At 63.2% G+C, this 25,720-nt stretch carries 30 protein-coding genes; 16 read left to right on the top strand and 14 right to left on the bottom strand.

The window, feature by feature from the left end:
• Positions 1-90 precede the first annotated feature (90 nt).
• Positions 91-579 carry a SixA phosphatase family protein gene (locus ACQ5ID_RS10355; protein ID WP_429912379.1) on the bottom strand — a complete coding sequence of 163 codons (489 nt, stop codon included), beginning with the start codon at positions 577-579 and terminating at the stop codon, positions 91-93.
• A 118-nt stretch (positions 580-697) separates the two neighbouring features.
• Here ACQ5ID_RS10355 and ACQ5ID_RS10350 point away from each other — a divergent pair, with 118 nt between their 5' ends.
• The 9 genes from ACQ5ID_RS10350 (at position 698) to ACQ5ID_RS10310 (ending at position 7,522) form a co-directional block, all read left to right on the top strand.
• Complete coding sequence (locus ACQ5ID_RS10350) at positions 698-1,333, top strand: peroxiredoxin (protein ID WP_429912378.1); 636 nt, start codon at positions 698-700, stop codon at positions 1,331-1,333.
• A 1,096-nt stretch (positions 1,334-2,429) separates the two neighbouring features.
• Entirely contained in the window at positions 2,430-2,696 is a 267-nt protein-coding gene (locus ACQ5ID_RS10345) for a hypothetical protein (RefSeq protein WP_429912376.1), read from the top strand.
• Positions 2,697-2,705: 9 nt separating this feature from the next.
• Positions 2,706-3,125, top strand: coding sequence for a hypothetical protein (locus tag ACQ5ID_RS10340; RefSeq protein WP_429912375.1), 420 nt, complete (start codon positions 2,706-2,708; stop codon positions 3,123-3,125).
• Positions 3,122-3,322, top strand: a complete 201-nt coding sequence (locus ACQ5ID_RS10335; protein WP_429912374.1) for a helix-turn-helix transcriptional regulator — start codon at positions 3,122-3,124, stop codon at positions 3,320-3,322. The genes ACQ5ID_RS10340 and ACQ5ID_RS10335 overlap by 4 nt, the downstream gene beginning before the upstream one ends.
• Positions 3,323-3,403: 81 nt before the next feature.
• Positions 3,404-4,999, top strand: coding sequence for a lysine--tRNA ligase (locus tag ACQ5ID_RS10330; RefSeq protein WP_429912373.1), 1,596 nt, complete (start codon positions 3,404-3,406; stop codon positions 4,997-4,999).
• 71 nt (positions 5,000-5,070) lie between these two features.
• Positions 5,071-5,964 carry an AraC family transcriptional regulator gene (locus ACQ5ID_RS10325; protein WP_429912372.1) on the top strand — a complete coding sequence of 298 codons (894 nt, stop codon included), beginning with the start codon at positions 5,071-5,073 and terminating at the stop codon, positions 5,962-5,964.
• 48 nt (positions 5,965-6,012) lie between these two features.
• Complete coding sequence (locus tag ACQ5ID_RS10320) at positions 6,013-6,777, top strand: hypothetical protein (protein WP_429912371.1); 765 nt, start codon at positions 6,013-6,015, stop codon at positions 6,775-6,777.
• Between the two features lie 99 nt (positions 6,778-6,876).
• Positions 6,877-7,299: a hypothetical protein gene (locus ACQ5ID_RS10315; RefSeq protein WP_429912370.1), complete on the top strand. Its 423-nt coding sequence runs from the start codon at positions 6,877-6,879 to the stop codon at positions 7,297-7,299.
• Positions 7,300-7,303: 4 nt separating this feature from the next.
• Positions 7,304-7,522 (top strand): helix-turn-helix transcriptional regulator, encoded by a 219-nt coding sequence (locus ACQ5ID_RS10310; RefSeq protein ID WP_429912369.1) that lies wholly within the window; start codon positions 7,304-7,306, stop codon positions 7,520-7,522.
• A gap of 168 nt (positions 7,523-7,690) precedes the next feature.
• On the opposite strand, the gene ACQ5ID_RS10305 is transcribed toward ACQ5ID_RS10310, so the two are convergent.
• Positions 7,691-8,317 (bottom strand): S24 family peptidase, encoded by a 627-nt coding sequence (locus tag ACQ5ID_RS10305; protein ID WP_429912368.1) that lies wholly within the window; start codon positions 8,315-8,317, stop codon positions 7,691-7,693.
• A gap of 110 nt (positions 8,318-8,427) precedes the next feature.
• Between ACQ5ID_RS10305 and ACQ5ID_RS10300 the strand changes: the two genes are divergently transcribed.
• Positions 8,428-8,775: a DUF952 domain-containing protein gene (locus tag ACQ5ID_RS10300; protein WP_429912367.1), complete on the top strand. Its 348-nt coding sequence runs from the start codon at positions 8,428-8,430 to the stop codon at positions 8,773-8,775.
• Positions 8,775-9,812, top strand: coding sequence for a quinone-dependent dihydroorotate dehydrogenase (locus ACQ5ID_RS10295; RefSeq protein ID WP_429912366.1), 1,038 nt, complete (start codon positions 8,775-8,777; stop codon positions 9,810-9,812). The genes ACQ5ID_RS10300 and ACQ5ID_RS10295 overlap by 1 nt, the downstream gene beginning before the upstream one ends.
• Here the strand turns inward: ACQ5ID_RS10295 and ACQ5ID_RS10290 are convergent.
• Entirely contained in the window at positions 9,773-11,131 is a 1,359-nt protein-coding gene (locus ACQ5ID_RS10290; RefSeq protein WP_429912365.1) for an MATE family efflux transporter, read from the bottom strand. The genes ACQ5ID_RS10295 and ACQ5ID_RS10290 overlap by 40 nt on opposite strands.
• 99 nt (positions 11,132-11,230) lie before the next feature.
• On the opposite strand from ACQ5ID_RS10290, the gene ahr reads away from it, so the two are divergent.
• Positions 11,231-12,241 (top strand): NADPH-dependent aldehyde reductase Ahr, encoded by a 1,011-nt coding sequence (ahr, locus tag ACQ5ID_RS10285; protein WP_429912364.1) that lies wholly within the window; start codon positions 11,231-11,233, stop codon positions 12,239-12,241.
• A gap of 98 nt (positions 12,242-12,339) precedes the next feature.
• Here the strand turns inward: ahr and ACQ5ID_RS10280 are convergent, their stop codons facing one another.
• On the bottom strand, positions 12,340-12,681 hold the full coding sequence (locus ACQ5ID_RS10280; protein ID WP_429912363.1) for a UrcA family protein: 342 nt from the start codon (positions 12,679-12,681) through the stop codon (positions 12,340-12,342).
• 143 nt (positions 12,682-12,824) lie between these two features.
• Positions 12,825-12,983 (bottom strand): DUF2256 domain-containing protein, encoded by a 159-nt coding sequence (locus tag ACQ5ID_RS10275; RefSeq protein ID WP_429912362.1) that lies wholly within the window; start codon positions 12,981-12,983, stop codon positions 12,825-12,827.
• 135 nt (positions 12,984-13,118) lie between these two features.
• Between ACQ5ID_RS10275 and ACQ5ID_RS10270 the strand changes: the two genes are divergently transcribed.
• On the top strand, positions 13,119-14,120 hold the full coding sequence (locus ACQ5ID_RS10270) for an NAD(P)/FAD-dependent oxidoreductase (RefSeq protein ID WP_429912361.1): 1,002 nt from the start codon (positions 13,119-13,121) through the stop codon (positions 14,118-14,120).
• Here ACQ5ID_RS10270 and ACQ5ID_RS10265 read toward each other — a convergent pair.
• From ACQ5ID_RS10265 to ACQ5ID_RS10245, 5 genes are all read right to left on the bottom strand, one after another.
• A complete protein-coding gene (locus ACQ5ID_RS10265; protein WP_429912360.1) occupies positions 14,117-14,524 on the bottom strand; it encodes a PaaI family thioesterase in 408 nt (135 codons plus the stop codon). The genes ACQ5ID_RS10270 and ACQ5ID_RS10265 overlap by 4 nt on opposite strands.
• Positions 14,521-15,030: a PaaI family thioesterase gene (locus ACQ5ID_RS10260; protein ID WP_429912359.1), complete on the bottom strand. Its 510-nt coding sequence runs from the start codon at positions 15,028-15,030 to the stop codon at positions 14,521-14,523. Before ACQ5ID_RS10260 ends, ACQ5ID_RS10265 begins: the two co-directional genes overlap by 4 nt.
• Before the next feature lie 59 nt (positions 15,031-15,089).
• Positions 15,090-15,902, bottom strand: coding sequence for a response regulator (locus tag ACQ5ID_RS10255; protein ID WP_429912358.1), 813 nt, complete (start codon positions 15,900-15,902; stop codon positions 15,090-15,092).
• Between the two features lie 102 nt (positions 15,903-16,004).
• On the bottom strand, positions 16,005-16,310 hold the full coding sequence (locus ACQ5ID_RS10250; RefSeq protein WP_429912357.1) for a DUF6460 domain-containing protein: 306 nt from the start codon (positions 16,308-16,310) through the stop codon (positions 16,005-16,007).
• Positions 16,311-16,361: 51 nt separating this feature from the next.
• Positions 16,362-17,201, bottom strand: coding sequence for a mechanosensitive ion channel family protein (locus ACQ5ID_RS10245; RefSeq protein ID WP_429912356.1), 840 nt, complete (start codon positions 17,199-17,201; stop codon positions 16,362-16,364).
• Between the two features lie 268 nt (positions 17,202-17,469).
• Between ACQ5ID_RS10245 and ACQ5ID_RS10240 the strand changes: the two genes are divergently transcribed.
• Entirely contained in the window at positions 17,470-19,107 is a 1,638-nt protein-coding gene (locus ACQ5ID_RS10240; RefSeq protein WP_429912355.1) for an AbgT family transporter, read from the top strand.
• Positions 19,108-19,172: 65 nt separating this feature from the next.
• Positions 19,173-19,787: a glutathione S-transferase family protein gene (locus ACQ5ID_RS10235; RefSeq protein ID WP_429912354.1), complete on the top strand. Its 615-nt coding sequence runs from the start codon at positions 19,173-19,175 to the stop codon at positions 19,785-19,787.
• Positions 19,788-19,832: 45 nt separating this feature from the next.
• On the opposite strand, the gene ACQ5ID_RS10230 is transcribed toward ACQ5ID_RS10235, so the two are convergent.
• From ACQ5ID_RS10230 to ACQ5ID_RS10215, 4 genes are all read right to left on the bottom strand, one after another.
• Entirely contained in the window at positions 19,833-20,126 is a 294-nt protein-coding gene (locus tag ACQ5ID_RS10230; RefSeq protein ID WP_429912353.1) for a nucleotidyltransferase family protein, read from the bottom strand.
• Positions 20,127-20,166: 40 nt separating this feature from the next.
• Positions 20,167-20,514 (bottom strand): HepT-like ribonuclease domain-containing protein, encoded by a 348-nt coding sequence (locus ACQ5ID_RS10225; protein WP_429912352.1) that lies wholly within the window; start codon positions 20,512-20,514, stop codon positions 20,167-20,169.
• Positions 20,507-20,794 carry a nucleotidyltransferase family protein gene (locus ACQ5ID_RS10220; protein ID WP_429912351.1) on the bottom strand — a complete coding sequence of 96 codons (288 nt, stop codon included), beginning with the start codon at positions 20,792-20,794 and terminating at the stop codon, positions 20,507-20,509. Before ACQ5ID_RS10220 ends, ACQ5ID_RS10225 begins: the two co-directional genes overlap by 8 nt.
• Positions 20,795-20,875: 81 nt before the next feature.
• On the bottom strand, positions 20,876-23,074 hold the full coding sequence (locus ACQ5ID_RS10215; RefSeq protein WP_429912350.1) for a prolyl oligopeptidase family serine peptidase: 2,199 nt from the start codon (positions 23,072-23,074) through the stop codon (positions 20,876-20,878).
• A 98-nt stretch (positions 23,075-23,172) separates the two neighbouring features.
• On the opposite strand from ACQ5ID_RS10215, the gene ACQ5ID_RS10210 reads away from it, so the two are divergent.
• A complete protein-coding gene (locus ACQ5ID_RS10210) occupies positions 23,173-25,665 on the top strand; it encodes a ligase-associated DNA damage response DEXH box helicase (protein ID WP_429912349.1) in 2,493 nt (830 codons plus the stop codon).
• The last annotated feature ends 55 nt before the right edge of the window (positions 25,666-25,720 follow it).

The following is a 25,720-nucleotide window of genomic DNA, read 5'->3' as shown; positions in this document are numbered from 1 at the left end:
TGCCCGATAGCATGCCCCATAGCCGCCTGTTCCTTGCGAAACGGCCGGTATGGTTAACGCAAATTAACCTTTAAGGCGAATCGATTCCGGCTACGCCTTCGGATTGAACAGGAAAGTGCGGTTGGGCCGGGACAGGCTGGCATCGGCCAGATCAAAGGCGATGGCGGCGCTGGTTGGCCAGCCATAGGGCACGCCCTCCATCGCTTCGGCCCGCGCCGCAAGCCCGTGGGCAAATTCGCCTATGCCGGGATTATGCCCGACCAGCACGATAGCCTTCACGCCGGTGTCCAGCGCTTCGGTCACGGCCCGCTCCAGCATTTCGCGTGAGGCATGGTAGAGCGCCATCGGGTCTTCGATCACTGCATCGGGGAAGATGGCGGCCAGCGGCTTGTAGGTCTCGCGTGTGCGCCGGGCAGGGGAGACCAGCGCCAGCTCGGCCCTGAGCCCTGCATTGTGCATCTCCTGTGCGGCGCGCGCGGCATCCGCGTGGCCGCGCGGCGTGAGCCCGCGTTCGAAATCGTCCTCGGCCTCCATCCGGTCGACGGCTTTGGCATGGCGCATGATGATCAGGCTGGGCATAATGGGTCCGCCAGTAATTCTGAATGAGGGGTGGAGGCGCGATGGCCTTACATCGCCCAAGCCTGCTTCCTAAGTAAAGCGCTTAACGTTCCGCCAGCAAACAATCTGGAGCATCTGCATGTCCCTTCTCCTCGGCGATACCGCCCCGGACTTCACCGCCGACACCACCGAAGGCCCTATCCGCTTCCATGACTGGATCGGCGATAAATGGGTGGTGTTCTTCTCCCACCCGGCTGATTTCACGCCCGTCTGCACCACCGAGCTCGGCTTTACCGCCAAGCTGAAAGACGAGTTCGCGAAGCGAAACGCCAAGGCCATCGCGCTCTCGGTCGATCCGCTCGACCAGCACAAGGCGTGGATCAAGGACATCGAGGAGACGCAAGGCACGGCGATGAACTTCCCGATCATCGCGGACGTGAACAAGGAGGTCTCCACCCTTTACACGATGATCCACCCGAAGGCCGATCCCAAGGTAACGGTGCGCGCCGTCTATGTGATCGACCCGAACAAGAAGATCCGCGCCACCTTCACCTATCCGCCGAGCGCAGGGCGCAATTTCACCGAAGTGCTGCGCCTGATCGACTCGTTGCAGCTCACCGATGGCTACAAGGTGGCCACGCCGGTGAACTGGACCGATGGCGATGACGTGATCGTGGTGCCAAGCCTCTCCGACGAAGACGCCGACAAGCTCTTCCCCAAGGGCTACAAGAAGATCAAGCCATACCTGCGCGTCACGCCGCAACCGAACAAGTAGGCGCGCTCATTGCAGGAATGCCGGAAAGGCCGGGCTCCGAAAGGGGCCCGGTTTTTTTCTTGTGGGTCGCACTTGAAGCGGCCGGAAATCGAGCTGATCATTCGTGAGTTGCGATAGTGGATTAACAGATCATGCCAGACCGACCCTTATGCCGCATAAGGCGACCCTGATGCGCCAGCTCAGCAGCAGATGAAATTGAACGGGATGCGGGCATGCGCAAGTTGTTTCGAATGAACGGTCTTGGGTAGTTACAAAATGCGAATTTTCTTGTTGCTGCTTCTAGGGTTGGTTGCAATTGCCGTTTCAGTACAAATGGCTTTAGATTTCAGAGGAATGTATCTCTATATTTTGTGTACAGCAATGGGATTCATATATGTTATTGTTCGAATGGGCAAATCACACGCAGAATTCAAGAAAGCATCCGTTGTGTTTTTCGTATATTTTCTCGTGTATACGATGCTCATAATGTTTTTCGTGAGGTAGTAACAATGAATTTAAGGTGGTGGAATGATTGGTATGATGTCTCGCTGATTGCTCCAGTATTTGTTATTTTTGTGCACATGATGTTTTTCGGATATTTCGAATATATATTAATTTTTGTATCATTTATTATATTGTTGTTCTGTAGCTTATCTGTTCATTTTTTAAGGCGTTATTATTTGTATAACAAAAAGAGTCGCGTCTGGTTAGAGTGACAAGGCACGCATGTAATCCGGACGTCCGCAAAGCTGATCTTCCTTGCCGCCATGTTTCTGGCGGCCTGTGATGCTCCGGAGGTCTCATGCTGCCGCATGATCCTCACAGTGGCGCCCAATATCGATGACGAGTTGCGAGAGTCGGCGTTGGAGGAAGCCGTTGCTCAGCTTCAAGGCGTTCAAGGTGTTCGAGAGCTAAATCGCGACGGGGACCAGCTGCACTTCATAGCTCCATGCCACTCATTTCACGACACAGCACCACTTATAGGTGCTTCCTACGGGGTCACCGCTCAAGCCATCGAAGGTTGATCCACCGCTCCGCAAAAAAGTTGTAAAGCACCCTTGACGTAAAGCGAGCTTGACGCTACATCGTAAAGCACGCTTTACAACGGAGGTGAATTATGACTTTCTCAAAGAAACTTCGCATCGGTCTGGTCGTGCTGGCAGGTTCGGCAACATTGCTGGCGTGGACGGGTGCGGGAGCCGCGTATTTTTTGGACGCGCCGCGGGCGGTTTTTGTGGTTGCGCTGATTGCAGCGGCCCTGGCGACCGAGGCGCTTTTCTGGCTGACCATGCTCGTTCTGGGCTGGACAGCGTTTGCGAACCGTCACTGGCTGATACGCCTGTTTACTGGCGGCCAGAAGCCTGGTGACGCCCATCAAGCCTGAAGGCAGCCCATGATAAATCTCCTCCCGGAAACCTACTCCGCCCCGCCGTCTGCCCGCCGCCGTTATATCTGGCGTACAACCGCCCTGATACTGGTCGTGCTGGCGCTGCAAACCGGCTATTACGTGGCGGGTGGAGATCCGGGAGGAGCGAGCCCGCTAAACCTTGCCATGCTGGCGATCTGCGTCGTCTTCGTGGCAGCGGCGAGCTACGAGATTGTCATCCTTATCCGGGCGCTCGACGAGCTGCAGCAGCGCATCCACATCCTCGCCTGGGCCATTGGCGGCTGTCTTTCCGTGACATTGATGTTCCTGTGGGGCCTGGCAACGGTGCTGACGGGCCTGCCAGCCTTCGAGCCGGTCATGTCGGTGGCAGTGGCGGCGCTTGGATACTACGTCTCGCTATTCCTGCTGGGGCGCAGTTATTCATGAATAACCGGCTGAAGGAATTGCGCGGGGAACGCGGCTGGAGTCAGGCGCATCTGGCCGAGCAGCTGGATGTATCACGCCAGACCGTGATCTCGCTGGAAAACGGCAAGTATGACCCGTCTTTGCCGCTGGCGTTCAAGATCGCACGCCTGTTCGGCCAGCCCATCGAGGCGATCTTCGATGATGGTGCGCAAGACTGAGGGCAGGGCTGTCATTGACGGGTGCGCGTGTGCGGTCTACCTGCCAGCCCATCCTTCAACGACAGACAGGACGCCCGCCCCATGAGTGAGTATTCCGCCCTTGCCGCCAACGCCAAAGCCTGGCCGTTCGAGCTCGCGCGGGAATTGCTCAAACGCGTGGAAAAGCGTGGGGGTCCGTCAAAGCCTGTGGTCTTCGAGACCGGCTATGGCCCGTCCGGCCTGCCGCACATTGGCACGTTCGGCGAGGTGGTGCGCACCACAATGGTCCGCCATGCCTTCGAGGTGCTCACCGATGGAAAAATCCCGACCCGCCTGATCTGCGTGTCCGACGATATGGACGGGATGCGCAAGGTGCCGGGCAATATCCCCAACCCGGAAAAGCTCGAAGCCCATTTGCAGCGTCCGCTGACCGATGTGCCCGATCCGTTTGGCACACATGAGAGCTTCGGCCACCACAATAATGCCCGCCTGCGCGCGTTTCTGGACGGGTTCGGCTTTGAGTACGAATTCCTCTCCGCGACCGAGCTTTACCGCTCCGGCGCGTATGACCAGATGCTGCTCACGGCGCTGGAGCGCTATGACGACATCATGAAGGTGATGCTCCCGACGCTGGGCGAGGAGCGGCGCGCCACCTACAGCCCCTTCCTGCCGATCAGCCCCAAGACGGGCCGCGTGCTCTACGTGCCGATGAAAGCCATCGATGCAGATGCAGGCACGATCACCTTCGATGACGAGGACGGCGAGGAGCTGACCCTGCCGGTCACGGGCGGTAATACCAAGCTGCAATGGAAGCCGGATTTCGGCGCGCGCTGGGCCGCGCTGGGCGTCGATTTCGAGATGTATGGCAAGGACCACCAGGTCAATGGTGCCATCTATTCGCGCATCTGCCGCATTATCGGCGCCGAGCCGCCGGTGCAGTTCTGCTACGAGCTCTTCCTGGATCAGGTGGGCGAGAAAATCTCCAAGACCAAGGGCAATGGCATCGCGGTGGAGGAATGGCTGCGCTATGCGCCGGCTGAAAGCCTGTCGCTCTACATGTTCCAGAAGCCCAAAACCGCCAAACGGCTCTATTTCGACGTGATCCCCAAGGCCGTGGACGAGTATCGCCAGCATCTGGCTGCTTATCAGGCGCAGGAGCCGGAAAAGCGCATCGAGAACCCGGTCTGGCATATCCATTCAGGTGAACCGCCTGTGCCTGGCGCGGATATCTCCTTTGCGCTGATGCTCAATCTCGTCTCGGCGGCCAACGCCTCCAGCAAGGAAACGCTGTGGGGCTTTATCGGCCGCTATGCGCCTGATGCGAGCCCGGCAAGCGAGCCCTTCCTCGACCGGCTCGCCGACTATGCGATCCGCTATTACGAGGACTTCGTCAAACCGGCCAAATCCTACCGAGCGCCGAACGCGCAGGAGCGGGCAGGGCTGGAGGGTCTCGTGGCGCGCCTTGAGGCGCTGTCACCGGATGAGCGCGATGCCGAGCTGATCCAGACGGAAGTCTATTCAGCCGGCAAGGATGCAGGCTTTGAACAGCTTCGCGACTGGTTCCAGGCGCTCTACGAAGTGCTGCTCGGCCAGTCGCAAGGCCCGCGCTTTGGCGGGTTTGCAGCCATATACGGCCTGCCGCGCACCATTCACCTCATCCGCCGCGCGCTCAACGGCGAGGACATGGGCAAGAGCTGACACAGCAATTCCGGTCAAGCGGGAGTGCGCGATCCGGTCCAGAACGTTATGGCTTTGAAGGAGCAATAGCCATGACCGAGCCATCCGGCACTGCTGCATCCTGCCCCGGCCTGCCTGTACCGGCGGAACGGGCCTCTTTGCCGGAAAAAGTGTCCTGGTTCATAGAGCACCGGCTTCATGATGCGCTGGACCTTGACGCTATCGCAGCCTTTGCCGGTGTGTCCCGATACCATGTGCTAAGGGCGTTCAGCGCCGTGGCAGGCCGCCCGCTAATGCGCCATGTCCGGGCCAGACGGCTAAGCCAGGCGGCGCGCATGCTGGCGGCCGGGGCACCGGATATCATCTCGGTGGCCTTGGAGGCCGGTTACAGCTCCCACGAAGCGTTCACCCGCGCCTTTCGCGAGCAGTTCGGCGTCACGCCGGATGATGTTCGCAAGACGGGCCGTGTTGATGACCTTGAGCTTGTGGAGCCTTTCAGAATGACGATATCCAGTGATACACGCCTGGCCCCGCCGCGGATGGAAGAGCAGGGCGTTCTGCTGCTCGCCGGCCTGGGCGCGCGCTACAGTTATGCCGGCAATGAGGGCATTCCGGCCCAGTGGGGCCGGTTCGCGCCTCATATTGGCCATGTCCCGGGACAGGTAGGTGATGTGAGCTACGGCGTATGCTGCAATTTCGACGATGCAGGGCATTTCGATTATGTCTGCGCCGTCGAAGTGAAGGATTTTGAAGATCTGCCCGAGGAATTCACCCGTTTGCGCGTACCGGCGCAACGCTATGGCGTGTTCACCCATTCGGGCCATGTTTCCGCCCTGCCAGCCACCATCGCGGCGATATGGAATGAGGGGCTGTCGCGTGCCGGGCTGGCAGCCGCTGATGCGCCTTCATTCGAGCGCTACGGACCGCAGTTCGACCCGATGACGGGTGAAGGTGGTGTGGAAATCTGGGTGCCGGTGGAAACGTGATCCCTTCACGCCGGGCAAGGACGGGTTAGATTGGAGCGTATGCGCTCCATGCCGTTGATCGTTATTGCAATCTTGTTGCTGGCGTTCGCTGCGCCCGCAATGGCCAGTCTGCCGGCAGCGCGCGAGGCGTACGCGGCCGGTGATTTTGCCCGCGCGGAGATCCTTGCCAGTGCCGATCCATCCGCCGAAGCGCAAGCCTTTGCCGCCGGGGCTGCGCTCGCGCTTTTGATGGCGGATCAGGCGCAGGACCGCCGCGCTACGGCTGGCCGCCTTCTCACCCATGCCCGCGGCGCCGTGGCTGCTGACGATACGCTGGCCGAGGCCCATTTGCGCATGGCCGCAGCAATAGGGTTCGAGGGGCGCTATACCGGCACGTTCCGGGCCTTCATGCGCCGCCTGCCCCAGCAGGGCAAAACCCATATCGAGCGGGCCATTGCGCTGGACGGGGATGATCCGTGGGGACCGGCCATGCTGGGCACCTGGCATTTCGAGGTGGTGCGCCGGGGCGGCGGGCGTGCGCTGGGCGCATCCATGGCAGAGGGCATGGCCGCCTATGGCGAAGCCATCGCCAGCGCCCCCGATGATCCGGTGATCGCCTATTTCTTCGCCGTGGCGCTGCTGGCCAGTGGTGAGGCGGCCTATATGGACGCGGCCCGCGCGCAGCTTGCCCGTTCGGCTGAGCTGCCACCGCGCGAGGGACTTGATGCTGCGCTCGATACCGCGATCAGTACTCGCGCCCGCATGCTGCTGCGTGCGCTTGCGGATGATCCGGCCCATGCCGCCCGCCTCGCCGTTGCGGAGATGGAGCGCTAGGGCACGCCGTCACTTGTACGAAAAACTTGACATGCCCGCCTCGTGATCCTACACACCCATGTGTAAGGTAATTCATACCTGTTGGCGGAGTTTTTTGACATGTCGTTTCACGAGAAAACCAATCTGGCCATGCTGGTCATCCTCGCCATCGTGTTCGGCGGGTATTTCTACACCGTGGCCGGGCATCTTCTGTCCGATGCGCCGCCGCCTGCGCTTGATGCGGTGTGGGGCAGCCTGTTGCGTATGGTGCTGTTGCTGGTCGCGCTGATGGTGGCGTTCCATATCACCGCGACGGTGTTTGCGCCGAAGGATTCTGAACAGCCAGATGAGCGCGACCGCTCCATCGAGATCAGGGCAGAGGCGCGTTCCGGCGTCGTGCTCGGCATCGGGATTGTCTGGGCGCTGATACTGTTGTTCGCAGATATCGAGCCCTACTGGATCGCCCATGCGCTGATGTTCACGCTGGTGGCGAGCGAAATTGCCAAGAGCGTGCTGCGGGCCATCGCCTACCGGGTCGGTTGACCCCATGGGCAAGGGCAAAACCCACATCGCCAACACGATCCGCGAGCAGCGTTTTCACGCCGGCGAGATGACGCAGGCCGAACTCGCCGATGCGGTGGGCGTCACCCGCCAGACCGTGATCGCCATGGAGCAGGGACGCTATTCGCCCTCACTGGAAGTGGCCTTCCGCGTGGCCCGCGTCTTCGGCAAGCCGCTCGAAGAGGTGTTCTCTTACGAGGATTAGAGAGTGAGGGGCTTTTTAGTTCCGCAACGCATCCGCGTTGCGATGTTCCGCGAAAAGTCGCGGGCGCGCGTTCGCGCTCTTCGGACGGCGTTCCGCCGTCCGCAAGGCCGACCGGCCGCCGGGCACTTTTGCCCGAAACGACGCACGAATGTGCGGAGCATCACTGAATTACTGGCTCGCCCAGACGATGCGGGCCATCCACACCAGCTCGCTGACATCAAGCACGCGGGTCTCGTACTCGGTGTTGAGCGAGACCAGCTCCACCGTGCGCGCCGTGGTACGGCCGAGCTCCTTGGCCATCACCTCGCCGGAGCGCAGCTTGGCCACCACCCGGTCGCCGCGCCGGGGCTGGGCATGGGGGGCCACGACGATACGGTCTCCGGGCCTGTAAACCGGCAGCATGGACTCGCCGGAGATTTCGAGCGCATAGCAGGCTTCGTCATCAAGGCCGGGGAAGATCACCTCTTCCCAGCCCGATCCCACCGGAAAGCCTGCATCATCGAAAAAGCCCTGATTGCCCGCCTGCGCCATGCCGATCAGCGGCACTGAGCGGCCGGCGATGGAGTCGGTGGCAAGACCGGCGAACTCGGCAAAGCTGACCTTTGCCGCGTCCAGCGCCTTGGCGAGACTCTCGGTGGACGGCCAGCGCGGCTTGCTGTCAGACGAGGCCACGCGCTTTGACGGGTTGAATGTGGTCGGGTCCAGCCCCGCCAGACGGGCCAGCCCCGAAGGCGAGGTGCCAACGCGCTGGGCAAGCCGGTCAATGCCGCGCCAGACCTGGGCGTGGGTGAGCATGGCCGCGCCTCCTTTAACCATAGAAAAGGAATTTATTCCTTTGCTGGGGAAGAATGTCAAGTCTCTGCGGCGCTCTTGCCGGAGCGTTCGGGGCGGTCTAGAGCGATGCTATGACCGATGATGTGATCTACCGTTTCGCCGATCCGGCCGAGCTTGGCGCAGCAGCGCTGACGGGTGTGTATGAGGGCGCGGCGCATGACCACGCCGATGGCTTCATCCATTGCTCGGCCCGCCATCAGCTGGAAGGCACGCTCGCAGCCCATTTTGAGGGCGTGGAGCGCGTAGCGCTGGCGGTGATCGATGCGGGCAGGCTGGGCGGCAGTCTGAAATGGGAAAAGTCGCGCGGCGGCGAGCTGTTTCCCCATATTTACGGGCCGCTTCCCTTCGCTGCGATCATGTCTGTGCATATTCTGCGGCGTGATGATAGGGGCGGCTGGCGCATGCCGGAGGAGCTGTAATGGCGCTTGCTGATCTCGCCGCGAAAAGCCTCACGCTTCTGCCGCCTGAAACCGCCCACAGGGTGAGCCTGAAGGCGCTGGCAGCGGGGCTGGGCCCGAAACTGGCGGCAGACGCCGACCCCGTTCTGGCAACCTCCATCGCAGGCATAGAGTTGGCGCACCCGGTCGGGCTGGCCGCAGGCTATGACAAGAATGGCGAAGCGCCTGATGCGCTGCTGGCGGCGGGTTTTGCGTTTGTGGAGCTGGGCGCCGTCACGCCCCGCCCGCAAGCGGGCAACCCCCAGCCGCGCCTCTTCCGCTTGCGCGAAGACCGCGCGGTCATCAACCGTATGGGCTTCAACAATGAGGGGCTGGACGTGCTTAAAACCCGCCTGGAGGCGCGCGCCGGCAAGCCGGGCGTGGTCGGCATCAATCTGGGGGCCAACAAGGATAGCGAGGACCGGGCAGGCGATTATGTGACGCTGGTCAAGGCGCTTAAAGGTCTCGCCAGCTTCTTCACCATCAATATCTCCTCGCCCAACACGCCGGGCCTGCGCGATATGCAGGGCGAGGAGGCGCTGGGCGCGCTGCTCGCCCGCGTCAATGATGCGCGCTGGACCGAGCCGGTCTTCCTCAAAGTCGCGCCTGATCTGGATGCGGCGGGGATTGAGTCCATCGTGCGCGTGGCGATGGCGAACCGCATTTCCGGCCTCATCGTGTCGAACACCACGCTCGCCCGGCCGGATTCCCTGAAAAGTCAGCACAAGGGCGAGGCGGGCGGCTTGTCCGGCGCGCCGCTGACCGGGGCCTCCACCGAAGTGCTGCGTCAGGTGCGTAAAGCCGCCGGGCCGGACCTGCCGCTCATTGGTGTGGGCGGTATTAATTCGGTGGACAGCGCCTACGCCAAGATCCGCGCAGGCGCGAGCGCGATCCAGCTTTACACCGCGCTCGTCTATGAAGGGCCGGGCCTGGTAAAGCGCTTGCGCGATGGTCTCGCGGCGCGCATCAGGGCCGATGGTTATACATCTCTCGCCGAAGCGGTGGGCGTGGACGCCTGAGCGATGATATCGCGTTTCAGCCCTGAAAGGCCGAGGCTGAGCGTCCCTGCCCGCGCCAAATAATAGCCCAGAAACGCCAGCCACAGCCCCGTCCCGCCAAAGGCCGGGCGCAGGGCAAAATCCAGCGCCAGATAGATCAATAGCGCGGCGATCATCGCATTGCGCATGAGCGGGCCTCTGGTCGTGCCGATCATCAGCCCGTCCAGCTGCCAGCTGGCAAACCCCATCAGCGGCACCAGCGCGCAGAACGGCAGATAGGCCATCGCCGCTGCGCGCGTGGCGGGGTCTGTCGTGATAAGGCCGATCAGCGTTTCACCGGCCAGCAGGAGCATGAGGCTTGCCAGCACGGCAAAGCCCGCGGCCTGTTCGGTTGTCAGGCGCAGCGCGCGTTTAAGCCCCTTCCAGTCGCCTTTTCCCGCCGCCTTGCCGGTCACGGTCTCGGTCACATGGGCAAAGGCATCGAGGAAATAGGCGATGATGGAGATGAACTGGAGCAGCACTGCATTGCCGGCCATCACCTCGGTGCCTTCGCGCAGGCTCGCCTCGTTGAACCAGGCAAAGCCCGCCAGCAGGGCCAGCGTGCGCAGGAAGATGTCGCGGTTGACGCCCAGCAGGCGGCGGATGGCAGCAGGTGCCAGAATGAGCGCAAGCGGGACGGAAGCCGCGATCCGGCTGCGCAGTATCCACGCCACAATGGCGATACCGGGCAGCAGATGCAGCCACAGCGCCAGCGTGCTCGCCCAGGCGACACCGGCCACGCCCCAGCCGAACCCGGCCACAAAGAGGATGGAAAGCCCTGCATTGATAAGGTTCAGCGCCGCCTGCAGGGCGAGTGCCATGCCTGTGCGCCCCAGCCCGATCAGCCAGCCATAAAGCGCAAATCCAGCCAGCGCCGCTGGCGCGCTCCAGATGCGTGCATCGAAATAGGCCCGCCCCGCTGCCTCCACGCCGCTTTCTGCGGAAAACAGGGTGAAGGCCAGTTCGCGCAAGGGCCACTGCGCGGCCAGCAAGACGCACCCTATGGCCAGCCCGGTGATGATGCCGCGCCAGAGGCTGGCGCGTACCTCTGCCTCATCGCCGCGACCGTCTGCCTGCGCGGTCAGGCCGGTCATGCCCATGCGCAGAAAGCCGAAGGCCCAGAAGAGGAAGTTGAAGATCAGCGCGCCCAGTGCCACGGCGGCGATCTCTGCCGTTGTGCCGGTCCGGCCAATGACGGCAATGTCCACCAGCCCGACCAGTGGCGTGGCGATATTTGCGGCCATGATCGGCAGCGCAAGGGCCAGTACTTTACGGCGGGTGAGGGGCGGCGCAGCTGTCATCACCGCCGCATAAATCCAATTGCCGGCTCTCGCAAACGCGATGTGTTCACATTAGCTTGCGCCGTGTGACGCCCTGCTGGCGAGACAAGGAGACCGCCCATGATCCGTGCCTATGCCGCCAGCGAACGCGCCGGAGCGTTCAAACAGATCAGCTTTGACCCCGGCCCTCTGGGCGATGATGAGGTGGAGCTGAAAGTCGAGGCGTGCGGGCTCTGCCATTCAGACCTCTCTTTGCTGGATGAGGAATGGGGTGAGACCCAGTTTCCGCTGGTGCCGGGCCATGAAGTGGTCGGCACAGTCGCGGCGGTGGGCCGCTCGGTGACGCATCTCAAACCCGGCGACCGGGTGGATGCGGGCTGGATGTCCCGCTCCTGCCTCACCTGCCACAACTGCATGGGCGGGGATCATAATCTCTGCAGGGACTCTGAAGGCATCGCGCTTGGCCGCTATGGCGGGTTTGCCGAGGCTGTGCGCCTGCAGGCGGCCTGGGCGGTGAAGCTGCCAGAGGGGCTGGATGCGCGCAGCGCCGGGCCGCTCTTCTGCGGCGGTATCACCGTGTTTGCGCCCATTCTCGAATTTGGCGTGAAGCCGACCGACAGAGTGGGCGTGATCGGGATTGGCGGGCTGGGCCATCTCGCCGTCCAGTTCCTCAAAGCCTGGGGCTGTGAGGTGACGGCCTTTACCTCGTCCGGATCAAAGGCAGAGGAAGCGCGCGCGCTGGGCGCGCACCGTGTCGTCGACAGCCGCTCCAAGGATGCGCTCAAAGCTGAGGCCGGACGCCATGATTTCATCCTCTCCACGGTCGCCGTGCCGCTCGACTGGAACCGCTATATCGCCGCGCTCGCGCCCAAGGGCCGCTTGCATACGGTGGGGGTCATTTCAGAGCCCATTCCGGTGCCGGCCTTTGCCCTGATCGGGGGTCAGAAATCGGTCTCCGGTTCTCCGGTCGGCAGCCCGGCCGTGATGGCGAAAATGCTGGAATTCTGCGCGCGCCATTCAATTGCGCCTTATGTCGAATACATGCCCATGAGCCAGATTGACGAGGCATTCCAGCGTCTTCGCGAAGGCAAGCCGCGCTACCGGATCGTGCTGGAAAACGATTTCGCCTGAGGAAAAAGGGTGGCCCCCGCACCGCAAGGGCGCGAGGGCCAGTGACTGCCTCGGCAAAGGGGAAACAGAGCCGGGCAAACGGGGCGTGCAACTGGCCGCTAGCGGCCGCTGCGGGTGGAGGTCAGCTGCGCTGTGTGAGCGGACACGGGCGCGCTGGCCGCCCGGTATCCTCTGGCATCCAGTTCGGCGTATGCGTCCTGCAGCGCGTTTTCCCGGCAGCGTGCCTCATGGGTATGGCGGGCAAGGCCATGGAGGCCGGGCTGGCGGCAGACTTGGCGCGCGGCCAGTTCAAGTCTTTCCCCGACCGCCTGGCGTCCCTCGGCTGAACGCAGTTCGGAGGTGTCAAAGCTGACGGAGCGGACGGGCGGTTCGGCGGCGAAAGACGGCGCAGAGACGCTGATCGCCGCGATGGCAGCGAGCATGAGGGGGAGGGCTTTCATGGGGCGTGTTTCCTTGTTTCCTGAGTGTGTTATCGACCGTGCGGAGCCGGTGCCGGGATCTGACGTCCCGGTCTTGCCAGCCACGCAAGGCACACTCTGGAGCGGGAAAGATTGCGCCTTGATGGCGCGCGCGTGAACTTGATTTAAGGCGCTGTGCTTTGCCGCGCTTTCTTCGCCTCGCCCGAACAGCGTTTCGAGCAATAGCGCACCTCGTCCCAGACGCGTTCCCACTTCTTGCGCCAGGCAAAGGGACGGCCACAGGCCGCGCATATCTTCTCAGGCAGATCGCCCTTGCGCCTCATCGCGGGTCCCCACTGCCGAAAAACACCTCACACAAGCCATATTCAGGTCCGTTTGCAGTGCGTTGATCTTGTGTTTGCGTTTTGTGGTCCATTTGAAGTGTTATCTAGACCGGTGCCGGGGGCGGAAAAGAAGACATGGCAAAACGCCGCATAGCCATTATCGGGGCCGGACTGGCCGGTGCAGCCTGCGCACGCGCCCTGAAGGCAGCCGGGCACACCTGCCAGCTTTTCGACAAGGCGCGCGGGCCCGGCGGCCGCCTGTCCACGCGGCGGGTGGATACGCCGCTGGGCGAGGCAGGTTTTGACCATGGCGCACAATTCATTACCGCGCGCGGCGAGGGGTTCTCAGCCCTCATGCAGGAGGCGCGTGATGCCGGTGCGGCGGCCATCTGGGATGCGCGGCTGGTTTCGATAGACCGGCGCGGCAATCTGGAACCCTTGCGCAAGGAAGACCGCTGGATCGGTGTGCCGGGCATGAATGCGCTGGTAAAGCACGCGCTGGGCGGGTTCGACGTGCAGTTCGGAGCAAGAGTGGTACGGCTGGCAGGCGGGCCCGGCGCGTGGATGCTCGTGCTGGAAGATGGCCGCCGCGAGGGGCCGTTCGACGCGGTGGCGATCACGATTCCACCCGAACAGCTGGTCGATCTGCTGGCACGCACCGACGGTGATTTCTCCAGCCAGATCGCGCAAGGCAACGCGGCGCAAATCGGTCCGTGTCAGGCCGTGATGACGGTGCTGGATGCGCCCTTCGATCCGGGATTTGACGGCGCAAAGCTCTATGGCGGCGCGCTTGCGTGGATGGCGCGCATGGGGTCACGTCCGGGCCGGACGGGGCCGGAGGTGTGGATACTGCACGCAACAACCGGCTGGTCGCGGGCCAATCTGGAAGCCAGCCCCGACGCGGTGGTGCGCAATCTTGTGGAAGAAGCCCATGTCCGGTTCGGTTTCCCGGCGCGCCCGGTCTGGAGCGCAGCCCATCGCTGGCGCTACGCGCTGAGCGAAAAGGCGCCCGGCACACCCTTTGCCCTTGATGAGACCGGAACGGTCGGTTGCGCCGGCGACTGGCGGCTCGGCGGACGGGCGGAGCTGGCATGGGATAGCGGCGCGGCTCTGGGTGAGGCGCTGGCTAAATCCTAGCCGTCCCCTTCCGGCTTGATGAGGAAATGGCCGTGCAGGGCGGCGACGGGCGCAGCCCGGCGGTCCTGCCAGGCTTCCACGCGCACATTGGCCACGCGTGCGCCCTGACGGGTGATGATGCCTCTGGCATAGACGTCCTGGGGCCGTGCCGGGCGCAGATAGTCCACCGACACATCGATAGGTTTGGGCAGGGCCGCAAGCCGCGTGCCGGCCAGCAGGGCGGCAGAGGCGGTGATCTCCATGAAGGCGCCAATCGCGCCGCCATGCAAAGCCGGGATCAGCGGATTGCCGACCAGCGTTTCGGCATAGGGCAGGATGGCCGTCAGCTCGTCGCCATGACCATCGAAACGCACGCCCATCATGCGCACATAGGGGCTGGAGAGGAGCGGCTCTAGCGGGCTCATTCTTCTTCCACCTTGCTGATCGGTGTGGCCGACTGGCCAAAGGCACGCCTTGCCTTCGCGGCCGCTTCCTGGCTGACCCGGCTGACCATGAAGGCGGCGGCAGCGGTCGCAACCGGATCGGTTTCATCCCCGTCATGGGCGATGGCGCTGACAAAGGCGAAAAGCCCCGATGCGCGTACGCAGCGCGCTATCGCCACCACATCGCGCCCCGGTTCTGCCGGGCGCATATAGTCAAGGCGCAGATCGAGCGTGGCGGTCGCGTCCTTGCCGCCAAGCCCCGCAAAGGCGGCCAGCCCGCAGGCATGGTCCAGCAGCGCCGTCACCACACCGCCATGCAGCACGCGGGTATCAGGATCGCCGATCAGATCATCGCGATAGGGCGCGCGCATTTCGGCCATGCCCGGTTCGATGCGCTCCAGCTTGAAGCCGAGCGCCACCGCATGAGGCGAACCATCCACCAATAGCGGGGCGAGGGTGTCGAGGAGTGTCTGCAAATCGTCAGCCATAAGCTGCCGTTTAACGGGCAGCTTATGGCTTGGCCAGAGGGGTGCTCAGGGGGGCGATGTCAGGCGGCCAGCCTGCGGGCAGTGATTTCTTCAAGGCCGTTCACGAGCTCGTTGCGGTGAGCGTCGGGCGCATTCTCAAACTCCTGCAGGCGGCGCAGGGCCGAGCGGTGCAGGGTGATGATCTCGGTCTCACGCGGGCCGACATCGCGCACCGTTTCCAGATACTGGCGCAGGGACCGGCCGACCCGTGCCGCGATCATGTCGCCCTGACGCATCATGGCTTCTGCCATGGCGTCGGCTTGCGCCAGAGCAGCTTCCAGCGGCGTGGCAAGGCCCGATTCCACGTCCACACCGCGCTTCCACGCGATGCGGCCATTCTGGTTGGGGCGTGTCCGCCGGTCCGGTCCGGCAAAGCTCTCGGTCTCCACATAGGGGCGCGGGCGGGCGACGGTTTCATCCAGCCGGGCAAACAGGGAGGCAGGGGCTACGGGGCGCAGAAGGAAGGCATTGACGCCGGCATCGCGCGCACGCTCGACCTCGCGCATCTGCCCGCTATTGCCCAGCGCGATCACGGGTGCGCGGCGCACAGGAAGGTTCTTGCGGCGAAGCGCACGCGTCAGCGCGGGTCCGGCGGATGCAGCCTGCGACCAGTCAGCAATGATGATCGGGCGGGCATAGGTCACGGCGGCCGACAGCCCGTCATCTTTGCTTGCAAAGGTGTGGACGTGATCGGCGCCGGCATGGCGCAGCACGTCCGCGATCAGCCGGCGCAGGAAGTTGGAAGGATCCACGATAAGGATGGGCCGGTCCTGCCATCTGGCGGAAACGGGCACACGCACAGGTGTGCTGGTCTCGATATCGTCCAGTTTCATGCTGTCCCCGCCGGCGCAACGCTTCCCTTGAATAGGCAAGCTAGCAGTGGGCGCGGGAGATTTCGCGCGCAAACCGGTGACAGGGTTAATGGCGGGTAAGTTCTAGGAACGCCGCCCGGCAGCGGAGATGATGCGCCAGACAATCCATAGCGGGATCACCAGAACCGCGCCCAGCAGGAAGTAGCGCACTGACCAGCCAAGCGACTCGGTGATGATCAGGAAGAAGCGGTCCCAGGCCCGCGCAATCGTGCCGAAGAAATCCACCCACAACTCGGCCGGGTCGATATTGAACAGCGCCAGTACCACGCCCGCGAGCACACACAGCAGGAACAGCACGAGTATGTCGCGCAGGCGCACCGCGACGACGCGTTGCAGGAAGGACTTGCGGGGTGTGGGTGTATCGCTCATGGTGCCGAGATTAACGCAAAGATTGCGGCACGTGTGAGGCGAAAATCGCCCCTATCCCTCTTTCTTGATATGCACCTGATGCGGATAGGGGATTTCGATGCCCTCGGCGTCGAACGCCAGCTTCATCAGCCGGGTTTTCTCCCAGAAATAGGGCCAGTAATCGCTCGAATTGACCCATGCCCTGGCGGTGTAGTCGATCGAGGACGCCCCGTGGGCGGCCACTTCCACCACGACCTCCGGCATCGCCAGCACGCGCTCATCATCTTCCAGCACACGCCGGATCGTGCTGCGCACCTTTTCGATATCGCTGTCATAGGATGCGCTGAAGGTGAAATCGACGCGGCGCGTCGAGTAGCCGGAGAAATTGATGATGACCCGGCCCCAGGACTGGGCATTGGGAACAATCACCTGGCGGTTATCTGGGGTGTTGAGCTCGGTGTAGAACAGGGTGATGTCGCGCACCGTGCCTGCCGCGCCGCCAATATCCACGAAATCGCCGATCTTGTAGGGCCGGAAGAAGACGATCATCACGCCGGCAGCGACGTTGGAAAGCGTACCCTGAAGGGCCAGACCGACAGCGAGCGTCATCGCGCCGAGCGCAGCCACCAGAGAAGTGGTCTCCACCCCGAAGCGCGTCAGCACGGCAATGATGACGACCGCGATGATCAGATAACGTACGATTGAGGCGAAGAAGAGGGCGAGTGTGGTATCGATCTTGGGGTGGTCCACCGCCCATTTGCGAACCCGGCGCGAGATGAAGCCGGCCATGTAAAGGCCGACGATCAGAATGAGGGCGGCCAGCGCGATGTTGGAGAGGACGGCAACGCCCAGCGTCGCGAGGTATTCCAGTATGGTGTTGATCTGACCGTCTATCTCGCCGCCAAATTCCATGAGCGGATGTCCTTTTCCCAATGATTTCAGAACGTGCCGGGCCTCTAGCACGGAATGGCGGGAAGGTCGAATTGCCGGTTTGAGCGGGCCGCCTCTGGCCGCGCCATGCTGCCTGAACCCTTCCCTGAACGGAAAAAGCGGGGTTCCCTAAAAGCCTCGCGAATGCTTAACCTTGGGCCTTCGAGAGCGGCATGATCTGCTCTGTATGGAAAAAAATGGCCGGGCCGCCCGCTTCGGGACGATCCGCGCGCCAGGGGGGAATTGCAATATGGCAAAGGTCGACGCGCCCGCAGTGGAGGAGCACCAGAAAGGTATTCTCGGCTGGATCGAGAAAACCGGCAACAAGCTGCCTGATCCGGTCATCATCTTTGCCTATCTGATTGGCATACTGGTTGTGATCTCGGTCATCACCGATCTGCTGGGCGTGTCGGTCGAGCATCCGGTCCGGGTCGCGGCGGATGGCTCGCCGGTTATCGAACCGGCCCGCATGCTGTTCCGCTCCGAACTGATTGAGCACTTGCTGGTGCGCATGCCGACCATTTTCACCTCCTTCCATCCGCTCGGCTATGTGCTGGTGGTGATGCTGGGCGCCGGTGTTGCCGAGCGCGCGGGCCTGTTTGGCACCGCCATGCGCGCAGCCGTGCGCAATGCGCCGCGCTTCCTGCTGACGCCAGCTGTCGCGCTGGTTGCCATGCTGGCCAATCTCGCCGCGGACGCGGCCTATGTGGTGCTGATCCCTCTGGCTGCGGTGATCTATGCTGCCGCCGGACGCCACCCGATCGCGGGTATCGCGGCCGCCTTTGCCGGCGTGTCAGGCGGCTTTTCGGCCAATTTATTCCCCGGCCAGCTTGATGCCCTGCTGTTCGGTATTACCGAGGCAGCCGTGGGCACCCTTGTCGCGGACTGGGTAATGAATATCGCGGGCAACTGGTACTTCATCGCCGCCATGACGCTCATCTACCTGCCCGTCATCTGGTTTGTGACCGACGCGATCATTGAAAAACGCCTGGGTAAGTGGACGGGCGGCGCGGTTGCGGGCAGCGATTCTGCTGACGACGACGCGGATGCGCCGCTCACCCCCGGCCAGAAGAAGGGCCTTGCCCATGCGGGTCTGGCCGTTCTGGCCGTGGCCTTCATCTGGGTCTTCCTGACCGTGGATCTTGTCGAGGCGATCAGCTTTGGCGCGCTTTCGGTCTGGGGCGGCAATCCGCCTCTGCTCAATCCCGATCCCGCCCTGGCACCGGCCCAGCAATTGGTGCCGTTCTTCTCGTCGCTGGTCGCGGGCTTCCTTGTCCTGTTCCTTGCTGCCGGTGTCGCCTACGGCATGGCGGCAGGCACGATCAAAAGCCATCGCGATACGGTGGAGATGATGGCCGGCGGCATGAAGGATATGGGCTATTATCTCGTGCTGGCCTTCGCGGCGGCCTACTTCGTGGAGATGTTCAATCTCTCCAATCTGGGGATCATCTCGGCGGTCAATGGTGCCAACGCGATCCAGCAATCGGGCCTGCCTCTGCCTATCGTGCTGGGCCTGATCGTGCTGTTTGCCGGTGTGCTCAATCTCTTCGTCGGATCGGCCAGCGCGAAATGGGCCTTCATGGCGCCCATCCTGGTGCCGATGCTGATGCTGCTGGGGATCAGCCCGGAAATGGCAACGGCGGCCTACCGTGTGGGTGACAGCGCCACCAATATCATCACCCCGCTCATGGTCTACTTCCCGCTGGTGCTGGTGTTTGCGCGCCGCTGGGTGCCTGAGTTTGGCATCGGTTCGCTGACAGCCGCCATGCTGCCCTACTCGGTCTGGCTGATGATTACCGGCATCATCATGACGATTGCCTGGGTGTATCTCGGCCTGCCGCTCGGACCGGGCGCAGATGTGGCCTACACCCTTCCCACCGCCAACTAGGCCATAGCCCCCCGCAGTCGTTTCCAGGCTGCGGGGGCGCCATGCCGAAACAGGATTGTGCGCCGATGAGCCTGGTTCTCCATCACCTCAACGCCTCGCGCTCGCAGCGCATTATCTGGCTGATGGAGGAGCTGGGCCTGCCCTACACGCTGGTTCGCCATGAGCGCGATACGCAGACCCGCCTTGCCCCGCCCGAACTCCTCAAAGTTCACCCGATGGGCAAGGCGCCTCTGCTGGAGCATGAAGGGCAGGTCATCGCGGAGACGGGCGCGATTGCGCAGTACATTCTCGCGGTCTTCGATACCGAGCACCGCCTGCACCCCAAGCCCGGACGCCCGGAATTTGCCCGTTATCTCGAATGGATGCATGCGGCAGAGGGCTCGCCCTTCCTGCCGGGCCTCATTCTGGTGTTCACCCGCGCCACGGGGCTACAGGACTCGCTGCTGGCTGGCTGGATGACGGGCGAGCGCGACAAGGCAACGGCCACGATCGAGAGCCATCTGTCGCGCCATACCTGGTTTGCCGGGGACATGTTCACGGCGGCTGACTGCCTGATGGGTTTCCAGCTTGATGGCATGGAAAAGTCCGGCCTGCTGGACAATGCGCCAGCCACCAAAGACTGGCTCAAACGCGCCCACGCCCGCGAAGCCTATAAGCGCATGATTGAGCAGGGCGTTTAGGGCGAGACCGCAACCAGGACCTTCCAGTCCCGCGCCTTGCCTTGCTCAGGCATCGACCAGGCTGTCCTGAATGCGGTGTGCGATACGCGGTGACAGGGCGCGCGGTGTCATCAGGTCGACCGGGCGGCCCAGCCGCTTCTCCAGCTCAAGGCGAATGCCGGAGAAACTGAAGAGGTCCGGCGCACCGTCTTCCGCAAACTCCACCAGCAGATCGACATCGCTGTCCGGGCCGGCCTCGTCGCGGGCGTGGGAGCCGAAAACGCGCACGCGGATAATGCCATGGTCCTCAAACCATGGTTTCAACTCCCGCAGGCGGGCCAGAAGCTCATCGCGTTTCATGGCGCCATTGTCCCACTGACGGGCAGTGGCGGCAAGAGAGTCAGGGGTTCCCGGCTAGCCCGCTTGAGCGGATAGCCGTTTCCAGTTCTGGAAGGTCTTCGCTGGCGGTCCGCCAGACGGCCTCCATATCGATTCCGAAATAGCCGTGGACAATGCGGTTCCGCATTCCCCGGATGTCCGGCCAGGGCAGGTCCGGCACGGCCGAAAGCGTCTCTGGCGAGAGCTTGCCTGCGGCTTCTCCGATGGTTTGCAGCATATGCAGCAGCGCGCGCTGGGCGAACGGATCCGCAGCGAACGCTTCATAGTCCATGGATTGGGTGAGCTGACGGGCCAGCGCTGCCTCGTCGAGAATGTCGGCGAGCCAGTCGTGATCGCCCCGTTCAGGCATCAACGGCCTCTGCCGCGACGTGGGCGCGCGCGCGCGGCTTCAGGCCACGCTCGGTGGCGAGATCGACGGTGCATCCGAGCTGCTCGCCGAGCGAGCGCTCAAGGCCGATCATGCCTAGCAGGCTGGGTGTTTGAGCAAACTCCACCAGCAGGTCCACATCGCTGTCAGGGCCGGCCTCGTCGCGGGCATGGGAGCCGAAAACGCGCACGCGGATGATGCCGTGGTCCTCAAACCATGGTTTCAACTCCCGCAGGCGGGCCAGAAGCTCATCGCGTTTCATGGCACCATTGTCTCACCAACGAAAAAAACCGGCAAGGCGCGATGCCCTGCCGGTTCTTTTAGTCAGGCGTGCAAAGACGCTCTATTGCGCCTGGGGGACCTCCAGCCCGGTGTGGAAGCCGATGAAGGCCCACTTGTCCGCCGTCTCCTCGATCAGCATGGAGACCGGCGTGCCTGCGCCATGGCCGGCCCGCGTCTCGATGCGGATGAGGGTCGGCGCATTGCCGGTATCGGTGGCCTGCAGCGCGGCGATATACTTGAACGAGTGGCTGGGTACCACGCGGTCATCGGTATCGGCCGTCGTCACCAGCGTTGCCGGATAGCCCTCGCCTTCGGGAATGTTGTGCAGCGGCGAGTAGGCGTAGAGCACGTCGAACATTTCCGGGTCCTGCGGGCTGCCATAGTCCGACACCCAGAAGCGCCCTGCGGTGAACTGGTTGAAGCGCAGCATGTCCATCACGCCCACGCCCGGCAGGGCGGCGGCAAACAGATCGGGGCGCTGATTGGCGACCGCGCCGACCAGCAGCCCGCCATTGGACCGGCCCTCGATGGCGATATTGGCCGGGCTGGTCCAGCCCAGCTCGATCAGGTGCTCGGCGGCATTGATGAAGTCGTCATAGACATTCTGCTTGTTGGCGAGGCGGCCGCCATCATGCCAGTCGCGGCCATATTCCGAACCGCCCCGGATATTGGCCAGCGCAAACACGCCGCCCATCTCCATCCATTGCAGACGGCGCACATCAAAGGCGGGCGTCATCGGGATGTTGAAGCCGCCATAACCGAACAGAAGCGTGGGTTGCTGGCCGTTGGGCGTCACATCGCGGTGGTGGACGATATACATCGGCACCTGTACCCCGCCCGTGCTCTCATAGAATACCTGGCTGACTTCATAGTCATCGGGATCAAAGGTGAGGGGCGCTTCGTGGAAGAGCGTGCTCTCGCCCGTCTCCACATCATAGCGGTAGACCGTGCCGGGCCGGTTGAAGCTGGTGAAGCTGTAGAAGGTCTCCGGGCTGTCCGGGCGGCCATCAAAGCCGCTGGCGACGCCAAGACCGGGCAGTTCCACCTCGCGGACTTCCTCGCCTTCCAGCGTGTGGACGCGCACGACAGAGCGCACATCCTCAAACGTGCGCACGATCAGATGCCCGCCAACATGGCTGGCCGCAGAGATCGGGAAATCGCCTGCCGGGATGATATCGGTGAGGGTGGAGGGATCGGAGAGATCAACCGCCACGATGCGCTGGTTGGGCGCATCAAGATCGGTCATGAAGAAGAAGGTCTCGCCATCATTGCCGACGGGCGAGTGGTTATTGTCAAACCCTTCAAAGATCGCCACCGGCTCGGCGTCATCACGCGTCAGGTCGAGGATGTGGATGGCATTGCCGTCCGTTCCGGCAGAGGAATAGATGAACAGATAATCGCCATCATCGCTGACGCCGGCGCGCCAGCTGACTTCCGGGTTTTCCGGGTCGGCCATGATCTGGCGGTCTTCGCTCTGGCCGGTGCCCAGCGCGTGGAAATAGATCGCCTGATCCATGTTCAGCGAGGTGAACTCCTCACCGGCTTCCGGCTGGGGATAGCGTGAGTAGAAGAAGCCCGAACCATCCTTGGCCCAGGACAGGTTTGAAAACTTGATCCACTCAATCCGGTCTTCGAGTGCCTCGCCGGTTTCCACATCGATCACCTGCGCGATGCGCCAGTCTGATCCGCCATCCTGCAGCATGTAGGCGACGTGGCGGCCATCCGGGCTCGGCCAGGTGCCGGCCAGCGCCACCGTGCCGTCGTCTGAAAGCTCGTTCGGGTTGATGAGGACGCGCGCCTCTCCGTCCAGCCCGTCACGCACCATGTAGACCGACTGATCCTGCAGCCCGTCATTATAGGCGTAGAAATAGCGCCCTTCGCGTGCAGCCGGGACCGAGATGCGCTCATAATTCCACAGCTCGCGCAGGCGCGCGGCAATCACCGGGCGTCCGGGCAGGTTTTCCAGATAGCGGTTGGTCACCGCGTTCTGCGCCGTGACCCAGGCGGCAACCTCCGGGCTTACGCGCACATCCTCTTCCAGCCAGCGATAGGGGTCGGCCACTTCCACCTCGCCATGGGCCGCCGACTGGTAGATATCGATCTGCTCCATGGTGCGGGTGGTCGGATAATTGAGGCGGTCCTGTGTATGCGCCGCGCCAACGACCACCTCGCGGGCGTCACCGTCTCCTGTGGCAACCTGATCGCCGCACGCGGCCAGAACCAGAATGCTGGCCAGCGAAAGAAGAGTTGCACGCTTCATGTGATGCGCTCCTGCATGATGAATGTTTGGGCCGAAACCTAGGCGGGCAGGGCGAAATTGTCGACCGCTGGGGGCATTTGGCCCTATGTGTGGAGCTGATGGATACCGCCACCGGCCTACCTTTACTGCCGCCGCTTTTTGCCCGCTGGTTTGACAGCCGGGGCTGGCAGCCGCGCGCGCATCAGCTGGCCATGCTGGAGGCGGCAAGGGCAGGCGAGGACGTGCTGCTGACCGCACCAACAGGTGGCGGCAAGACGCTTGGCGGCTTCCTGCCCTCGCTGATCGAGCTGGCGGAGATGGTAGAGGGCGCGGGCAAGGAGCGGCCCCACGCCCTGCACACGCTCTACATCTCGCCGCTCAAAGCCTTGTCCCAAGATGTCGCGCGCAATCTGATGGTGCCGGTAGACGAGATGGGGCTCAAACTTCGCATCGCGACGCGCACCGGCGATACGCCGCAATCCAAACGCGCCCGCCAACGCGCCGCCCCGCCCGACATATTGCTGACCACGCCCGAACAGCTGGCGCTCTTCGTGGCGCAGGAAAACGGCGCCGCCTTCTTTGCCGACCTCAAGGCCGTGATCGTGGATGAAGTCCATGCACTCGCCCCGCAAAAGCGCGGCGATTTGCTGGCCCTGGGCCTCACCGCGATCAGCCATTATGCGCCCGCTGCGCGCCGCATCGGCCTCTCCGCCACCGTGAAGGATGTGGAGGGCCATGCACGCTGGCTGTCGCGTGATCCGGCAAGCCCGGAGCTCGCCACCCGCATCGTGCGCGGCGCTGCAGGAGCGGAGGCAGAGGTCTCCATCCTCACCCCCGATGCGCGCATCCCCTGGGCCGGGCATATGGGCCATCATGCGATGGAGGGCGTGTATGAGCTGCTCAAGACCGCGCGCACGGCGCTGGTCTTTGTGAACACGCGCTCTCAGGCCGAGTTCGCCTTCCAGCAGCTCTGGCGCATCAATGAGGATAATCTCGCCATCGCGCTCCATCACGGCTCGCTCAGCGTCGAGCAGCGCCGCAAGGTGGAAGGGGCGATGGCGGCGGGAAAATTGCGCGCGGTGGTGTGTACCTCCACCCTCGATCTGGGGATTGACTGGGGCGATGTGGATCTTGTGATCCAGCTTGGCGCACCCAAAGGCACCTCGCGCCTGATCCAGCGTCTGGGCCGGGCCAATCACCGGCTTGATGAGGTGTCGCGTGCCGTGCTGGTGCCCACCAACCGGTTTGAGCATCTTGAATGCCTGTCGGCGCGCGACGCCGTGGCCGAACATGCGCTGGACGGTGAGCCGCTCAAAAGCGGCGCGCTCGATGTGCTGGCCCAGCACGTGATGGGCCGGGCCTGCGGTGATCCGTTCGAGGCAGACGCGCTTTATGCCGAAATCTGCCGCGCTGCGCCCTATACCGGCCTGCCGCGAGAGACATTCGACCGGGTGCTGGAGTTTGTCGCGACCGGCGGCTACGCGCTCGGCACGTATGACCGCTTCTGCCGCATCGTGAAGGGGCGCGATGGCCTCTGGCGCGCGCGCAATCGCAGTGTGGCGCAGCGTCACCGGCTCAATATCGGCACCATTGTGGAAAGCCCGATGCTGGATGTGCGCGTGGTCAGCGCGCGCAGCGGTGCAAAAAGCCTTCGCGCCGCCGGGCCTCGTTTGGGCCAGCTGGAGGAGTGGTTCGCGGACCAGCTCAGCCCCGGCGACACCTTTCTCTTCGCCGGGCAGGTGCTGCGCTTTGAAGGCACCAGCCAGACCGACCTTTTCGTCAGCCGGGCGAGCGGCGAGGACCCCAAAGTGCCCTCCTGGCAGGGCGGGAAATTCCCGCTTTCCACTTATCTCGCCGCGCGGGTGCGCAAGCTGGTCAGCGAGCCGGACCAATGGTCAAAACTGCCAGATCAGGTGCGCGAATGGCTGGAGATGCAGCAGCTTCGTTCGCGCCTGCCACAGGCTGACCGGCTGCTGGTGGAAACCTTCCCGCGTGCGGGCAAGCATTATCTGGTCTGCTATCCGTTCGAGGGGCGGCTGGCGCATGCGACGCTGGGCGTCTTGCTGACCCGGCGGCTGGAGCGGCTGGGGCTGAAACCGCTGGGCTATGTCGCCAACGAGTATGCGCTGTCGGTCTGGGCGCTGGAGGATATGGGGCAGGTCGATTTTGCCGCGCTGTTCTCGCCCGACCTGATGGGCGATGATCTCGATGCCTGGCTCAATGAAAGCGTGCTGATGCAGCGCACTTTCCGCCATTGCGCGCTGATCTCCGGCCTGATCGAGCGCCGTCATCCGGGGCTGGAGAAGACCGGCCGGCAGGTCAGCTTCTCCTCAGACCTCATCTACAACGTGCTGCGCGAGCATGAGCCGGACCATATCCTGCTGCAGGCGGCCTGGGCGGATGCGGCCACCGGCCTTCTGGACATTCGCCGCCTGTCGGACCGCCTCGCTGCCATTGAAGGCCGGATCGATGCCGTCGCGCTGGAGCGCATCTCGCCGCTGGCCGTTCCGGTCATGCTGGAGATTGGGCGCGAGCCGGTCTATGGCGAGGCCCATGAGGCCATCCTCGAAGCCGCGTCCGAAGATCTGATCGAGGAGGCGATAAGAGCTTGACGCTGGACGCGTGTTTGCAGCAAATGCCGCACATTATGAACTAGCATCTTTCAAG

It is taken from the genome of Glycocaulis sp. (assembly GCF_050485565.1).
GTDB lineage: Bacteria > Pseudomonadota > Alphaproteobacteria > Caulobacterales > Maricaulaceae > Glycocaulis.
This window is presented reverse-complemented; position numbering and strand designations above follow the sequence as displayed.

Excerpts from the sequence above, each read along its gene's own strand:
- ACQ5ID_RS10355 (WP_429912379.1), bottom strand. The coding sequence starts at position 579 with ATGCCCAGCCTGATCATCATGCGCCATGCCAAAGCCGTCGACCGGATG.
- ACQ5ID_RS10350 (WP_429912378.1), top strand. The coding sequence starts at position 698 with ATGTCCCTTCTCCTCGGCGATACCGCCCCGGACTTCACCGCCGACACC.
- ACQ5ID_RS10345 (WP_429912376.1), top strand. The coding sequence starts at position 2,430 with ATGACTTTCTCAAAGAAACTTCGCATCGGTCTGGTCGTGCTGGCAGGT.
- ACQ5ID_RS10340 (WP_429912375.1), top strand. The coding sequence starts at position 2,706 with ATGATAAATCTCCTCCCGGAAACCTACTCCGCCCCGCCGTCTGCCCGC.
- ACQ5ID_RS10335 (WP_429912374.1), top strand. The coding sequence starts at position 3,122 with ATGAATAACCGGCTGAAGGAATTGCGCGGGGAACGCGGCTGGAGTCAG.
- ACQ5ID_RS10330 (WP_429912373.1), top strand. The coding sequence starts at position 3,404 with ATGAGTGAGTATTCCGCCCTTGCCGCCAACGCCAAAGCCTGGCCGTTC.
- ACQ5ID_RS10325 (WP_429912372.1), top strand. The coding sequence starts at position 5,071 with ATGACCGAGCCATCCGGCACTGCTGCATCCTGCCCCGGCCTGCCTGTA.
- ACQ5ID_RS10320 (WP_429912371.1), top strand. The coding sequence starts at position 6,013 with ATGCCGTTGATCGTTATTGCAATCTTGTTGCTGGCGTTCGCTGCGCCC.
- ACQ5ID_RS10315 (WP_429912370.1), top strand. The coding sequence starts at position 6,877 with ATGTCGTTTCACGAGAAAACCAATCTGGCCATGCTGGTCATCCTCGCC.
- ACQ5ID_RS10310 (WP_429912369.1), top strand. The coding sequence starts at position 7,304 with ATGGGCAAGGGCAAAACCCACATCGCCAACACGATCCGCGAGCAGCGT.
- ACQ5ID_RS10305 (WP_429912368.1), bottom strand. The coding sequence starts at position 8,317 with ATGCTCACCCACGCCCAGGTCTGGCGCGGCATTGACCGGCTTGCCCAG.
- ACQ5ID_RS10300 (WP_429912367.1), top strand. The coding sequence starts at position 8,428 with ATGACCGATGATGTGATCTACCGTTTCGCCGATCCGGCCGAGCTTGGC.
- ACQ5ID_RS10295 (WP_429912366.1), top strand. The coding sequence starts at position 8,775 with ATGGCGCTTGCTGATCTCGCCGCGAAAAGCCTCACGCTTCTGCCGCCT.
- ACQ5ID_RS10290 (WP_429912365.1), bottom strand. The coding sequence starts at position 11,131 with ATGACAGCTGCGCCGCCCCTCACCCGCCGTAAAGTACTGGCCCTTGCG.
- ahr (WP_429912364.1), top strand. The coding sequence starts at position 11,231 with ATGATCCGTGCCTATGCCGCCAGCGAACGCGCCGGAGCGTTCAAACAG.
- ACQ5ID_RS10280 (WP_429912363.1), bottom strand. The coding sequence starts at position 12,681 with ATGAAAGCCCTCCCCCTCATGCTCGCTGCCATCGCGGCGATCAGCGTC.
- ACQ5ID_RS10275 (WP_429912362.1), bottom strand. The coding sequence starts at position 12,983 with ATGAGGCGCAAGGGCGATCTGCCTGAGAAGATATGCGCGGCCTGTGGC.
- ACQ5ID_RS10270 (WP_429912361.1), top strand. The coding sequence starts at position 13,119 with ATGGCAAAACGCCGCATAGCCATTATCGGGGCCGGACTGGCCGGTGCA.
- ACQ5ID_RS10265 (WP_429912360.1), bottom strand. The coding sequence starts at position 14,524 with ATGAGCCCGCTAGAGCCGCTCCTCTCCAGCCCCTATGTGCGCATGATG.
- ACQ5ID_RS10260 (WP_429912359.1), bottom strand. The coding sequence starts at position 15,030 with ATGGCTGACGATTTGCAGACACTCCTCGACACCCTCGCCCCGCTATTG.
- ACQ5ID_RS10255 (WP_429912358.1), bottom strand. The coding sequence starts at position 15,902 with ATGAAACTGGACGATATCGAGACCAGCACACCTGTGCGTGTGCCCGTT.
- ACQ5ID_RS10250 (WP_429912357.1), bottom strand. The coding sequence starts at position 16,310 with ATGAGCGATACACCCACACCCCGCAAGTCCTTCCTGCAACGCGTCGTC.
- ACQ5ID_RS10245 (WP_429912356.1), bottom strand. The coding sequence starts at position 17,201 with ATGGAATTTGGCGGCGAGATAGACGGTCAGATCAACACCATACTGGAA.
- ACQ5ID_RS10240 (WP_429912355.1), top strand. The coding sequence starts at position 17,470 with ATGGCAAAGGTCGACGCGCCCGCAGTGGAGGAGCACCAGAAAGGTATT.
- ACQ5ID_RS10235 (WP_429912354.1), top strand. The coding sequence starts at position 19,173 with ATGAGCCTGGTTCTCCATCACCTCAACGCCTCGCGCTCGCAGCGCATT.
- ACQ5ID_RS10230 (WP_429912353.1), bottom strand. The coding sequence starts at position 20,126 with ATGAAACGCGATGAGCTTCTGGCCCGCCTGCGGGAGTTGAAACCATGG.
- ACQ5ID_RS10225 (WP_429912352.1), bottom strand. The coding sequence starts at position 20,514 with ATGCCTGAACGGGGCGATCACGACTGGCTCGCCGACATTCTCGACGAG.
- ACQ5ID_RS10220 (WP_429912351.1), bottom strand. The coding sequence starts at position 20,794 with ATGAAACGCGATGAGCTTCTGGCCCGCCTGCGGGAGTTGAAACCATGG.
- ACQ5ID_RS10215 (WP_429912350.1), bottom strand. The coding sequence starts at position 23,074 with ATGAAGCGTGCAACTCTTCTTTCGCTGGCCAGCATTCTGGTTCTGGCC.
- ACQ5ID_RS10210 (WP_429912349.1), top strand. The coding sequence starts at position 23,173 with ATGGATACCGCCACCGGCCTACCTTTACTGCCGCCGCTTTTTGCCCGC.